Raw genomic sequence first — 13,329 nt, 5'->3', positions numbered from 1 at the left:
TGTTACAATCCACAGGTTGTCTGTCTTTTTCAAACGTACGAGGCGTGCCGAATGGCCAATTCCGACCAGCAATCAAGCATGAAGATTTACCTGCGGTTGCTGAAATACGTGCTCCCGTACTGGGGCGCTTTCGCCCTCAGTATTGTCGGCTTCGTGCTATTCGCATCCAGCCAGCCGATGCTGGCGGACATGCTCAAGCATTTTCTCGACGCCTTGCAAAAACCCAATGACACCAAGTTTCTGGGTGTCTCGCTGGTACTCGGCGTACCGTTATTGATTGTGCTGATTGCCGTCTACCAGGGTATCGGCTCATTTCTGGGTAACTATTACCTGGCCAAGGTTGCCCGTGGCGTGGTCCACGACCTGCGTTGCGCCTTGTTCGACAACCTGTTGACCCTGCCTAACCGCTACTTCGACAACAACAACTCCGGTCACCTGATTTCCCGTATTACCTATAACGTGACCATGGTTACCGGTGCCGCCACCGATGCGATCAAAGTGGTGATCCGTGAAGGCCTGACGGTGGTGTTCCTGTTCGGTTACCTGCTGTACAGCAACTGGAAAATGACCCTGGTATTGCTGGCAATCCTGCCGGTCATCGCGATTCTGGTAAGTAGCGCCAGCAAAAAATTTCGCAAGCAAAGCAAGAAAATCCAGGTGGCGATGGGCGATGTGACCCATGTGGCTTCGGAGACGATCCAGGGCTATCGCGTGGTTCGCAGCTTTGGCGGTGAGACTTACGAAATCGAGCGGTTCCACAAGGCCAGCGCCGACAACATGAACCGCAGCCTGGGCATGACCCGCACCCAATCGATCTACACCCCAATGCTGCAACTGGTGATTTACATCGGCATGGCCGTGTTGATGTATCTGGTGCTTTACCTTCGCGGGGATGCCTCTGCTGGTGAACTGGTTGCTTACATCACCGCTGCCGGTTTGTTGCCCAAGCCGATTCGTCAGTTGTCGGAAGTCAGCGCCACGATCCAGAAAGGACTGGCCGGTGCGGAGAGCATCTTCGAGCAGCTCGACGAAGAACCGGAAGTCGATACGGGCACCAAGGAAATGGTGCGCGTCAGCGGTCGCCTGGAAGTGCGTAACCTGAGCTTCCAGTACCCTGGCACCGAGAAACTCGTGCTCAACGATATTTCCTTTACCGCCGAAGAGGGCCAGATGGTTGCTTTGGTGGGGCGTTCAGGCAGCGGCAAATCCACCTTGGCCAACCTGATTCCGCGTTTCTATCACCACGACAAGGGCCAGATCCTGCTCGACGGTATGGATGTCGAGGAATACAAGCTGACCAACCTGCGTCGTCACATTGCCCTGGTGACCCAGCAGGTCACCCTGTTCAACGATAGCGTCACCAACAACATTGCCTACGGCGACCTCGCCGGCGCACCGTTCGAAGATGTGCGCAAGGCAGCCGAAGACGCCTACGCCGCCGAGTTCATCGAGCAAATGCCTCAAGGCTACGACACCCTTGTGGGCGAAAACGGTGTGCTGCTTTCCGGCGGTCAGCGCCAGCGTCTGGCGATTGCCCGGGCACTGCTCAAGAATGCGCCATTGCTGATACTCGATGAAGCCACCTCGGCCCTCGATACCGAATCCGAGCGCCACATTCAGGCGGCTCTGGAACAAGTAATGAAGGGCCGTACCACGCTGGTGATCGCTCACCGCTTGTCGACCATCGAGAAGGCTGACCTGATCCTGTTGATGGACCAGGGCCGCATCGTCGAACGCGGCACCCACGCCGAGTTGTTGGCGTTGAACGGTCACTACGCACGCCTGCACGAGAAGGACTTCGTCGAAAGCACCGACGAGGCGATGACGGAGTCCCACGTTTGATTTTGAGTTACTGGCGAGCCTGGAGAGAAAGCGGCTGGGCGCCCATCGATGCAACGGCTTATAGCCAGGCCTGGCAACAGTTCGGCGGCAGCGTGGCGACTCATCCCGAAGTGGTTGAGCGTCTGGCAGGGCTGGTAGGCATCCCGGTGCGTTATCTGGGCTGGTTCGTCGACGGTGAGTTGTGCGCCGCGATGCCGACCTGGGGCCGTCATGTGGCCTTGTCCAAGGAAGTACTCAAGCGTGAAGGCAAACGTGGCCTGCTCGATCTTGGCAATGCCGAGATCATCCTGCCGGTTGCCGAAGACGTCCAGGTTCGTGTGCGGCATCGCGCGCGTTATGTGTCCGAACTCAATGCCCCAAACATCACCGGTCTCGCTGAGCAACCTGAAGGCCTGGCGCTGGCTCGTGAGCCCGAGGACTACAGTAAGAAATTTCGCTACAACCAGCGTCGTGACCAGCGTTTGCTTGAAGAGGCGGGTGGCATCATCCGACCGATGCTGGAGCTGAGCGCCAGCGAACAGGCCACCATCTATGCTGACCTGTTCCAGCGCCGCTGGAACTTTGAAGCACCGGGCAAGGCGCGTCTTTCTGAAGTGTTCAGCCTGTTGCGTGAGTTTATGACCGGGTCCTTGATCTACCTGAACGACGAACCGGTGGCGATCCAGATTCTGTACCGGGTCGAGGCGCCCAAGTGGGTCAGCCTGGAATACATTAACGGCGGTGTCGACCCGCAAAACCGCGAGTTCAGCCCTGGCAGTGTACTCAGTTTCGTCAACACCCAAGCCGCATGGGAGCAGGCCCGCGCCGTGGGCAAGCCGCTGCGTTACTCGTTCGGCCGCGCCGATCGCGAATACAAGGATCGCTGGTGTCACCGGGTTCCGGTCTATCAGGTTTGAGCGAGGACAGGCAGTCATGAGCGCACGCAAGCAACAATTGCTTAAACGCCATCGCCAACGCAAACGTGTGGTGCTGATCGGTGCGTTGTTGGCTGCATTATTATTTGGCATTTTTGTCGCCTGGTGGCCGTTGCCGCTGTTCCTGCTGTTGGGCTGGATCGCCCATGAAGCCTGGTTCGCCGACCATCTGTTCTATGCCCCAGGCGACGATTATCGCTATGACTTCCCGGCGGATACGCCGCAGTTCCCCACCACCCTGGTCAATGGTGCCTTGCAGGTGACGGGGGACTTTGGCGTGGCGCAAACCCTGGTTTTGCAGGTGCGGGTCAAGAGCCATTGGCTGGGTCGCTTTCTTGACCCCCAGGTATGGATCGGTGACGACCGTCAGGATCTGGAGCGCGGTGTCGCGGGAGAGCGTTTTCTCAATCTGTCCGGGCAAGGTTCGGCGCTGGCTGCCGGGACCCTGACCTTACGTGGACGCTTTTGCAGTCTGGCGCCACAGGCAACTTTGCACGCCCTGAATAATCCGGATTTTGCTCAGCAGCGTCTGCTAATCATCGCCCCCCATGCCGATGATGCTGAACTGGCTGCTTTTGGTCTTTATAGCCGGGCGTCCGAGGTGGCTATCGTCACACTGACCCAAGGCGAGATTGAGGCCGAAAACTATCGCGATATGGGCCTCGACACCGCTCAGGCCGCCCGTCTGAAGGGGCGCCTGCGCAGTTGGGATAGCCTGGCGGTGCCGCTGTGGGGTGGGGTGGCGCAACAACAGTGTGTGCAATTGGGCTATTACTGCTTACAACTGAATGCGATGGCGCAGCAGCCGGAGCAAAACTTCGGTTCCCGGGAGTCGGGGGAGAGCGATATACGTGACGTGCGTCGGCACAATGCCCTGCGCCTGCCGGGTGACGTCGATGGTCAGCCCCATTGGCGCAACCTGGTAGCTGATCTGGCGCATCTGCTTGAGCATCACCGTCCCGACGCGGTGCTGACGCCCCATCCCGAACTGGATCCCCACTGCGATCATGTCGCCAGCACGCGCGCCTTGATGGACGCGATTGAACTCAGTACCTGGCGCCCGCGCACCCTGCTGCTCTATGCCAATCACCTGCACGACAACGACCGCTGGCCGATGGGCCCGGCGGGTTATGGCATTGCCCTGCCGCCGACCATCGAGCCGTTGCCGGCTGATGGGCTATGGAGTCCGTTGCTGGACGCGCCAACCCGCATGGACAAAGCCATGGCCTTAGGCATGCAGCACGACTTGCAGGGCCGTCCACCGCTCAAAAGACGTCTGCGCCGGGTGATTCAGCGGTTGTTGGCCGGGCGTCGCTGGCCCCGCACAGGTGAAGACGAGTTCTTCCGCAAAGCAGTGCGCCGACATGAACTTTTCTGGGTGCGTCCGCTGGATGCCCCTCCACAGAATGACCGCCACTGAGCCTGTGTGCTCGGGTGCGGCCGCATTCTTTCGCTATGTTATTATCCGCGACGCTTTTATTGCCCCTGGAGTTTCCATGAAGTTATCCATGCCACGATTCGATCAGGCCCCTGTCCTGGTGGTCGGCGATGTCATGCTCGACCGTTACTGGCATGGTGGTACCTCACGGATTTCCCCTGAGGCGCCGGTACCGGTAGTCAAGGTCGAGCAAATCGAGGACCGCCCGGGCGGTGCCGCCAACGTTGCCCTGAACATTGCCGCGCTCGGTGCGCCGGCCTCGCTGGTCGGCGTGACCGGCGACGACGAGGCTGCCGACAGCCTGGTCAACAGCCTCAAAGGCGCCGGCGTGCGGGCGTTGTTCCAGCGCATCGCGCACCAGCCGACCATCGTCAAGCTGCGGGTGATGAGCCGCCACCAGCAATTGCTGCGTATCGACTTCGAAGAACCTTTCGCAACCGACGCCCTGGCGCTGGGCGAGCAAGTCGACGGATTGCTCGAAGGCATCAAGGTGCTGGTGCTGTCCGACTACGGCAAAGGCGCGCTGAAAAACCATCAGGTGCTGATCCAGGCTGCCCGTGCTCGTGGGATTCCGGTGCTGGCCGACCCCAAGGGCAAGGATTTCTCGATCTATCGCGGCGCGAGCCTGATCACCCCGAACCTCAGCGAATTCGAAACCATTGTCGGTGGTTGCGCCGATGAGCACGAGCTGGTGAGCAAGGGCGCGCAGCTGATGCACGACCTCGACCTCGGCGCCTTGCTGGTGACCCGTGGCGAGCACGGCATGACCTTGCTGCGCCCGGATCATCCGGCACTGCACCTGCCGGCCCGTGCCCGTGAAGTGTTCGACGTGACCGGTGCCGGTGACACGGTGATTTCTACCCTGGCGGCAGCGATCGCCGCTGGCGAAGAACTGCCCCACGCGGTGGCCTTGGCCAACCTGGCGGCAGGCATCGTGGTCGGCAAGCTCGGTACCGCGGCCATCAGTGCCCCGGAATTGCGTCGTGCGATCCAGCGTGAAGAAGGTTCCGAGCGTGGTGTGTTGGGGCTGGAGCAGCTGTTGCTGGCAGTCGACGATGCACGTGCACACAACGAGAAGATTGTGTTCACCAATGGCTGCTTCGACATCCTGCATGCCGGCCACGTGACCTACCTCGAACAGGCGCGTGCCCAAGGCGATCGTCTGATCGTGGCGGTCAACGACGATGCGTCGGTGAGCCGCTTGAAAGGGCCGGGTCGGCCGATCAACAGTGTCGACCGTCGTATGGCCGTACTGGCCGGTCTGGGCGCCGTGGACTGGGTCATCAGCTTCCCTGAGGGCACGCCAGAAAACCTGTTGCGCGAGGTCAAGCCGGATGTGTTGGTCAAGGGCGGCGATTACGGGATCGAGCAAGTGGTTGGCGCAGACATCGTCACTGCTTACGGCGGGACTGTGAAAGTGCTGGGGCTGGTGGAAAACAGCTCGACCACGGCGATTGTCGAGAAGATCCGCAATCACTGATAGCAGTGAGAGTGCTTGATCGTTCCCACGCTCTGCGTGGGAATGCCTCTATCGACGCTCTGCGTCCACTTTGAGACGCGGAGCGTCTCGGGCTGCATTCCCACGCAGAGCGTGGGAATGATCAGGGGCGTGCTGCCTTGCGCGGCACGATTCTTTTCAGCAGTTGCTTTGCTTTTCCGTGCAGGCGGGCTAAACCCGAATCCTTCCCCGGCGGGGTCAAACCCTGTTGCCGCACCCAGTCTTTCCAGCGAATCCGCTCATCCTTCACCAGCCATCCTTCCTGTCGGGCAAAACTCTCCGCCAGATATAGCCCGCGGGTACTCGCCGGGTACAACTGATCTTTTTTCAGGGTATACAGCTCGGCCATCGGCTGGCCGTCCTGCAGTGGCATCAGATACAAATCGGGACGTTTGCGATCGAGCCGGGCCACCAGTTGATCGCCTTCCAGTCGTTCGTCGACATGAAACAGGCTTAGGGATTTGGCTTCCTTGGGCACATCCAGGCGCAAGTCGTAGATCAATTGCAGCGACGCGGTCGGCAAATGCACGTAGGCCCGAGGACGCTCGATCAGCGGCATGTTGGCGCAGCGCACCGGCCGTGCCGAGCCGGACAGCGGTGTCAGGCGAAACGGCAGGGCTTCGCGGTAATGCAGGGCGGATGAGTAGGGTGCGGGCAGCCAGGTGTCGTTGAAACGCCCGCTGAGCCAGCCTTCCGGGGTTTCCAGAAGGCACTCTTCGGCGATTTCCTGGGTCGCCGTGTGCAGCGGCAGGGTCAGTTCATGGGCCGGCACGTAACCCGAGATCAGTTTGAGCACCACATCGCCGCGGTCCTGCCGACGCTGACGCACCAACACCCAGTAATCGCGATTCTGCCAATGCAGGGTCAGGCGCACAGAAACCCCAAGATTCGCCAGTTCCAGGGCAAACCGCTCGCTGTCGGGCACCGTCACCGGGCGGCGACGTTGCAGGGTCTGGGAGAAATTCAGCGGCATCCCGACGCTCTGGTAACTCAGGCCTTCGGGTGTCGCTTCGACGAATAACGGCAGGGTCTTGAAGTTGCTCGGGTTCTTTCTTATCAGCGTACGCGGCATGTCGGCTCCTGCTTAAGGCCGCGTGGGCGGCATCAATGGCTAGGGTCTGTTGACGTTTGGCGTCGCGGTCGTCACCAAACGTCAACAGACCCTACGAAGGACCTGGGCAACGGTCGCGACGTTGTGGGCGAGGTGCAGCGGATTGATGGTCCCGACAATAGCACTGGCCACACCCGGGTGTTCAAACAACAACTCGAAGCTGGCGCGCACCGGGTCCACACCCGGACTCAAGCAGACGTGGCCACTGGCCAGGGCTTTTTTGACCAGGATCGCTTTGCCGTGAGCAGCAGCATAGTCAATGACCGGCTTCTCGTTCTGCTCGTTCAGATTGTAGGTGACCATCGCGCAATCACCTTGTTCCAGAGCCTTCAAGCCGCCTTCGACGGTTTTACCGGAAAAACCGAAACCGCGAATCTTGCCTTCGCGCTTGAGCTCGGCGAGGGTCGCATAGACCTCGCTGCCATTGAGGATCGCCAGGTCGTTGCCGTCGGAATGCACCAACACCAGATCGATAACATCCGTTTCCAGGCGTTGCAGGCTGCGTTCCACCGAGAGGCGCGTATGGGCGGCGCTGAAGTCGTGGTGCGACTGGCCGTCGGCAAATTCTTCGCCAACCTTGCTGACGATCACCCAGTCCTGACGTTGACCCCGCAGCAACGGGCCAAGACGCTCTTCGCTGCGGCCATAGGCCGGCGCGGTGTCGATCAGGTTGATGCCCAGGTCGCGCGCGAGTTTGAGCAGCATGCGCGCTTCGTCATCGCCGGGGATCTGGAAGCCATTGGGGTATTTCACCCCTTGATCGCGGCCAAGTTTCACCGTGCCCAGGCCCAGGGGCGAAACCAGCAGGCCGGTGCTGCCCAAAGGGCGATGCAGATCGTGCAGGGTGGGTTGGCTCATGGCAGCAGTTGCTCCCAGGCAGGGACGCCCATCGGCGGTTTTGGCAGTTCCGGCAGCGGCGCCGGATGGCTCGGCTGGATGCCGTCGCGTTGCAGTGCGGCGAGGACGCGGTCAGCGAAGTCCGGAGCCAGGGCCAGTTTGGTCGGCCAACCCACCAGCAGGCGATCTTGCTCGGCGAGGAAGGCATTGTCCGGGCGGGTCAGGCCTGATTGCAGCGGCTCGGCGCGCTCCACTCGCAAGGTCGCCCACTGCGCGGTGCTCAAGTCGATCCACGGTAGCAGGTTGCCGAGTTCTTTTTTCGCCGTGGCGATTTGCGCCGCAGGATCGCGGGCCACACCTTCGGCTTCGGCGATATCGCCTCCCAGGTACCAGACCCATTGGCCATCGGCGGCCGGGTGGGTGGTCACGGTGATGCGCGGCTTCGGCCCGCCGCCCAGGCAATGGGCGTACAGCGGTTTGAGGCCCGGGCCTTTGACGATGATCATGTGCAGGGGGCGGCGCTGCATGGCCGGCTGACTCAGGCCCAGCGCCGTGAGCAGATCGGCGGTGCCGGCACCGGCGCTGAGGACGATGCGCTGGGCGCGAATCTCGCGCTCGTCGACTTTCAAGCCGACCAGTTCGCCGTTTTCCAACAACGGTTCGATGTGCTGACCCGCCAGCAAGCCGTCGCCAGCCAGATCGGCCAGGCGCTGGATCAGGCTTGGCACATCGACCACCAATTCCGCCAGGCGATAGACCTTGCCCTTGAAACGCTTGTCTTGCAGGGCTGGCGGCAATTGTTCGCCCTTGACCTGATCGACCCGACCGCGCACGGCTTTGCTGGCAAAGAAACTGGTGAGGTTGCCGGCGAGGGTGCCGGGGGACCAGAGGTAATGGGCGTCGGACAGCAGACGCACGCCAGACAGGTCCAGCTCACCGTCGCCGGCCAGCGCTTCACGCCAGCGACGCGGCATGTCGGCAATGGCTTCCGAGGCGCCGGTCAGGGCGCCGTGCAACGCGTACTTGGCGCCGCCGTGGATGATGCCCTGGGACTTCACGCTCTGCCCGCCACCGAGGCTGGCGCTTTCCACCAGCACGGTCGAAAAACCCTGGCGGCGCAGGCGCGCATTCAGCCAGAGGCCGGCGACACCAGCGCCGACAATCAGAACGTCGGTGGAAATAACGGATGGCATGCAGCGACCTCAGTGTTCAAGACGAGGGCGCAGTATACAGACTCGAAGAAAAGGGGATTGTTGGTGATCAATCGGATGGATGCAAAACCTGTGGGAGCGGGCTTGCTCGCGAAAGCGGTGTGTCAGGCAACATAGATGTCGACTGACAACCCCTCTTCGCGAGCAAGCCCGCTCCCACAATGGATCGCACTTCGGGTTTTAATGCCCGGCGGTTTTGGAGAAAAGCTGGATGACTACGACACCCAATACGATGAGCGCCATCCCCAGCATCGCCGGCACATCCAGCTTCTGCCCGTAGATAAACAGCGCCGCAACGCTGACCATCACGATGCCCATGCCGGCCCACACCGCGTAGGCCACGCCCACCGGAACGCTGCGCACCACCAGGGTCAGCATCCAGAAAGCAATGCCGTAACCGACGATGACCAACAGCAACGGCAATGGCGTGCTGAAACCTTTGACCGCTTTCATCGAAACAGTAGCGATCACTTCGGCGCAGATGGCGATGGCCAGGTAGTAGTAAGCGGTCATGGGTCAATCCTCGTGTGAAGCGTTGCTTTCTGAGGTCGGCATTCTAGAGATTCGCCAGATGCGGTAAAGTCATTACCTATCTGTTATGAAGATGGGTTGAGCCATGAACATGCAATGGAATCTGGAACAACTGCGCTTGTTTGTCAGCGTCGCGGAACAACGTTCGTTTTCCGCGGTGGCGCGGGATCAGCGCAAGGCACAGTCGGCGGTCAGCAGTTCGATTGCGCTGCTGGAAGAGGACCTGGGCGTCAGCCTGTTCGATCGCAGCAGTGGTCGTCAGCCGAAACTCACCGAAGCCGGCACCGCCCTGCTTGAGGAGGCGCGGGAAGTGCTGCGTCAATGCGAGCGCCTCAATGGCCGGGCGCTGGCGATGATGCGCGGCCAGGAAGCGAGTCTGCGTGTGGCTCAGGACGAGGCGATGCCCTATCAAGCAGTGGTTGAAAGCTTCGAGGCCCTGGCAGAAAAATTTCCCAGCCTCGAAGTGCAGCTGACCAGCGCCGCCCAAGGTGATGTCGCGCGCAAATTGGTGGAGCGCCGGGCTGATCTGGGCTTGCTGTTTTATCATGAGCAAATTCCCGAAGCCCTCGAGCGGCGAGTGCTGGGTAGCGTCGAAATGGTGACGGTGTGCGGCGTGGGGCATCCCATGGCGAAGCAGGCGCAGGTCGATTGCCAGCAAATGGCGCAGCATCGACAGTTGCTGATGTCCACGCAATCCAGCGTCTATCCCGGCAGTGAGCCGGCCAGCCCGCAGGTCTGGCGCGCCGACAGTTTCTATGTAATGGCTGAATGGGTCATGCGCGGTCTTGGTTGGGCCTGGTTGCCGCGACATGTGGTGCAGTACCCGGCGTATCAGAATCAGATGGTCGAACTGGCCAGCGAATGGACGCCGCCAGCGTTGATTGTCGAACTGGTCTGGCGCCGCGACGAACCCCTCGGCCCGGCGGCCCGTTGGCTGGCTGAACGTTTTGCCGTGCACTTGCAGGCGATCGGCTAAAAAACCGATAAACTCCGCCGCCATGAATAGAACTCTCTACACCGCGCTGTTTTACCTGGGGCTGCCATTGGTAGCGATTCGGCTTTGGCTACGGGCGCGCAAAGCACCGGCATACGCCAAACGCATTGGCGAACGGTTCTCCCTCGCGCTACCGGCAATGAAGCCGGGCGGTATCTGGGTACACGCGGTGTCGGTGGGCGAAAGCATCGCCGCCGCGCCGATGATCCGCGCCTTGCTGCAGCGTTATCCTTCGCTGCCGATCACCGTCACCTGCATGACCCCGACCGGGTCCGAACGGATCCAGGCACTGTTCGCCAACGAGCCGCGCATTCAGCACTGCTATCTGCCTTACGACTTGCCCTGCGCCGCGGCGCGATTCCTTGATCGGGCCCGACCGAAACTGGCGGTGATCATGGAAACCGAGCTCTGGCCCAACCATATCCACCAATGCGCCAAACGCGGGATTCCCGTGGCGCTGGCCAATGCACGACTGTCCGAGCGTTCGGCCAAAGGCTATGGCCGCTTCCATAAACTGACCGGGCCGATGCTCGCCGAGATGAGTCTGTTCGCGGTACAGACCGAAGCCGAGGCACAGCGCTTCCGCGATTTGGGCGCGCGCCCGGAAACCGTCGAAGTGACCGGTTCGATCAAGTTCGACCTGACCATCGACCCGCAACTGCTGCAACGTGCCGCCGAGTTGCGTGGGCAGTGGCAGGCGCAGGATCGCCCGGTATGGATCGCCGCGAGTACCCATGAAGGCGAAGACGACGTGGTGCTGGCTGCCCATCGTCGGCTGCTGGCCAATCATCCCGATGCCTTGCTGATTCTGGTGCCGCGTCATCCGGAGCGCTTCAATCCGGTGTTCGAGTTGTGCCGGCAGCAGGGTTTTGCCACGGTACGGCGTTCGACGGGCGAGCCGGTTACCGCAGACACTTCGGTGCTGTTGGGCGACACCATGGGCGAGTTGCTGTTTCTCTATGCCTTGGCCGATAGCGCTTTCGTCGGCGGCAGCCTGGTGCCCAACGGCGGCCATAACCTGCTGGAACCGGCGGCCCTGGCCAAACCGGTGCTCAGCGGGCCACACCTGTTCAACTTCCTCGAGATCGCCGCGCAGTTGCGTAGCGCCGGGGCATTGGCCGAGGTCGATGATGCCGAAGGTCTGGCGCTGGCGGTGCAGCGGCTGTTCGAATTGCCGAGCGATGCGCAGCGGATGGCAGAGGCGGGGCTGAAAGTGATGCGCACCAATCAGGGCGCGTTGCAGCGGTTGCTGGATGGGTTGGGGCGGTTGATCGAGCGTTAGACAGAGTCGCGCGAATAAAAAAGATCGCAGCCTTCGGCAGCGCCCAACGGGCGCGTAGGAGCTGCCGAAGGCTGCGATCTTTTGATCTTTTGATCTTTTGCTTTTATTGAGCCGGATTAGCCCTCAGCTGCTCCGCCGCAGCCTTGGCCAGATCCGGTGGCAGGAAGTCCTTGTCCGGGTTGTAGTCGGGTTTGAGGTAACGCGTCAGGTCCTGCAAATCCCCCGGGTTCAAGGTGCCGGCGGCCTGCTTCAAGCGCAGGTTGTCGAGGATGTAGTCGTAGCGGGTGTTGTTGTAATTACGCACCGAGGTGTACAGCTGACGCTGGGCATCGAGCACGTCAACGATGTTGCGCGTTCCCACCTGATAACCGATTTCGGTCGCTTCCACCGCGCTCTGGTTGGAGATGATCGACTGTCGGCGGGCCTGTACCTGCTCGACGTCGGTGTTGACGGCGCGATGCAGGTTGCGGGTGTTTTCCACGACCTGACGACGCAGCGCTTCGCGTTGCTGCTCGGACTGAGTCAGCCGCGAGTAGGACTCACGCACCTGCGAACTGGTCAGCCCGCCGCTGTAGAGCGGGATGCTCAGTTGCAGGCCAACCGTGCGCTGCTCGACATCGCCGCCGTAACGCACACCGTTCGGGTTCGGGTTGGTAAAGCCGAGGGCGTCGTTGTCACCTTTCTGGTATTGCGCGACCGCATCCAGGGTGGGCGCGTGTCCGGCCTTGCGCTGCTTGAGGGTTTCCTCGGCGGCGCTCACCGCGTAGTTGCTGGCCAGCAAATTCAGGTTCTGCTTGGCGGCGGTGTCGACCCAGGCTTTTGCATCGTTCGGTGCCGGCGGCAGGATCGGCAAGGTATGGACGATGCCCTGAATCGAGTTGTACTGGCGGTTGGTCAGGGTGATCAGAGCTTCGAACGCGTCATCCACCTGACGCTGAGCAAGAATCCGGTTGGCCCGCGCCGTGTCGTAACTGGCTTGGGACTGCAGCACGTCGGTCTTGTCCGACAGACCGACGTCGAAGCGTTCGTTGGACTGGTCGAGCTGACGTTTGAACGCCGCTTCTTCAGCCTTGGTCGAGGCCAAAGTGTCCTGGCTGCGCAGCACGTTGAAGTAGCTTTCGGCACTTTGCAGAATCAGGTTCTGTTCGGTGGCCGAGAGTTGCAAGGCTGCCTGTTCGTTAACGTCCTTGGCGGCCTGTAACTGGAACCAGCGATCGGCGCGGAAAATCGGTTGCGCGAGAGTCGCCTGATACACCGTGCCACTGCGGGTCGAGGTCAGCGATGGCTGGTCGAGCGAGGTGCGGGTGTTGTTCAGGTCGGCACCGGCGGACAGGTTGGGCAACAGCCCGGCGCGGGCCTGGGGTACGACTTCCTTCTGAGCACCGTATTGGGCGCGGGCAGCGGCGATATCGGCGTTGTTGTTCACCGCTTCCTGATAGACGCTGACCAGGTCAGTCTTGGTCGATAAAGGCGCTTCAGCTGCCCAGGCCATTCCATTGGACGCACAAGACACGGCAAGGGCCAGTGAGAGTTTGCGCAGCATGAGGCCATCCCTAAAAAAATTACGCTGATAATTTGAGCGCCAAGGCTACGGCGCGGCGCCCTGCAGCGTCAAGGCGCAGCACGGCGTAGCGAGTGTAGTTGCACGCAGGCACGGCAACAATCCGGTAA

At 61.2% G+C, this 13,329-nt stretch carries 11 protein-coding genes; 6 read left to right on the top strand and 5 right to left on the bottom strand.

The genetic code is table 11. From position 1 onward, the window contains the following. Window positions 1-51: 51 nt before the first annotated feature. The 4 genes from msbA to hldE all read left to right on the top strand — a co-directional run bounded on the left by msbA (window position 52) and on the right by hldE (window position 5,674). Window positions 52-1,842, top strand: a complete 1,791-nt coding sequence (gene msbA / locus IB250_RS24795; RefSeq protein ID WP_008074646.1) for a lipid A export permease/ATP-binding protein MsbA — start codon at window positions 52-54, stop codon at window positions 1,840-1,842. Beyond that, window positions 1,842-2,738: a GNAT family N-acetyltransferase gene (locus IB250_RS24790; protein ID WP_063343903.1), complete on the top strand. Its 897-nt coding sequence runs from the start codon at window positions 1,842-1,844 to the stop codon at window positions 2,736-2,738. The genes msbA and IB250_RS24790 overlap by 1 nt, the downstream gene beginning before the upstream one ends. 16 nt (window positions 2,739-2,754) lie before the next feature. Then, a complete protein-coding gene (locus tag IB250_RS24785) occupies window positions 2,755-4,176 on the top strand; it encodes a PIG-L deacetylase family protein (protein ID WP_192346021.1) in 1,422 nt (473 codons plus the stop codon). A gap of 76 nt (window positions 4,177-4,252) precedes the next feature. Then, on the top strand, window positions 4,253-5,674 hold the full coding sequence (gene hldE / locus IB250_RS24780; protein ID WP_192346019.1) for a bifunctional D-glycero-beta-D-manno-heptose-7-phosphate kinase/D-glycero-beta-D-manno-heptose 1-phosphate adenylyltransferase HldE: 1,422 nt from the start codon (window positions 4,253-4,255) through the stop codon (window positions 5,672-5,674). Between the two features lie 121 nt (window positions 5,675-5,795). Here the strand turns inward: hldE and IB250_RS24775 are convergent, their stop codons facing one another. From IB250_RS24775 to IB250_RS24760, 4 genes are all read right to left on the bottom strand, one after another. Further along, entirely contained in the window at window positions 5,796-6,764 is a 969-nt protein-coding gene (locus tag IB250_RS24775; RefSeq protein WP_192346017.1) for a metal ABC transporter ATPase, read from the bottom strand. Between the two features lie 81 nt (window positions 6,765-6,845). Further along, a complete protein-coding gene (locus tag IB250_RS24770; RefSeq protein ID WP_192346015.1) occupies window positions 6,846-7,661 on the bottom strand; it encodes an aldo/keto reductase in 816 nt (271 codons plus the stop codon). Beyond that, on the bottom strand, window positions 7,658-8,833 hold the full coding sequence (locus tag IB250_RS24765; RefSeq protein ID WP_123500093.1) for an NAD(P)/FAD-dependent oxidoreductase: 1,176 nt from the start codon (window positions 8,831-8,833) through the stop codon (window positions 7,658-7,660). The genes IB250_RS24770 and IB250_RS24765 overlap by 4 nt, the downstream gene beginning before the upstream one ends. Before the next feature lie 198 nt (window positions 8,834-9,031). After that, window positions 9,032-9,364 (bottom strand): DMT family transporter, encoded by a 333-nt coding sequence (locus tag IB250_RS24760; protein WP_008004867.1) that lies wholly within the window; start codon window positions 9,362-9,364, stop codon window positions 9,032-9,034. A 103-nt stretch (window positions 9,365-9,467) separates the two neighbouring features. Between IB250_RS24760 and IB250_RS24755 the strand changes: the two genes are divergently transcribed. Beyond that, the gene (locus IB250_RS24755; RefSeq protein ID WP_063341763.1) at window positions 9,468-10,358 is read left to right on the top strand and encodes a LysR family transcriptional regulator; all 891 of its coding nucleotides are present in this window, start codon (window positions 9,468-9,470) and stop codon (window positions 10,356-10,358) included. A gap of 22 nt (window positions 10,359-10,380) precedes the next feature. Continuing rightward, window positions 10,381-11,658 carry a lipid IV(A) 3-deoxy-D-manno-octulosonic acid transferase gene (gene waaA, locus IB250_RS24750; RefSeq protein ID WP_192346013.1) on the top strand — a complete coding sequence of 426 codons (1,278 nt, stop codon included), beginning with the start codon at window positions 10,381-10,383 and terminating at the stop codon, window positions 11,656-11,658. A gap of 103 nt (window positions 11,659-11,761) precedes the next feature. On the opposite strand, the gene IB250_RS24745 is transcribed toward waaA, so the two are convergent. Then, a complete protein-coding gene (locus tag IB250_RS24745) occupies window positions 11,762-13,201 on the bottom strand; it encodes a TolC family outer membrane protein (RefSeq protein ID WP_192346011.1) in 1,440 nt (479 codons plus the stop codon). Between the last annotated feature and the right edge of the window lie 128 nt (window positions 13,202-13,329).

The sequence above is a fragment of the Pseudomonas sp. PDM09 genome, assembly GCF_014852305.1.
Lineage (GTDB): Bacteria > Pseudomonadota > Gammaproteobacteria > Pseudomonadales > Pseudomonadaceae > Aquipseudomonas.
The sequence above is the reverse complement of the archived record's forward strand: the minus strand, read 5'-3'. Positions and strand labels throughout refer to the sequence as shown.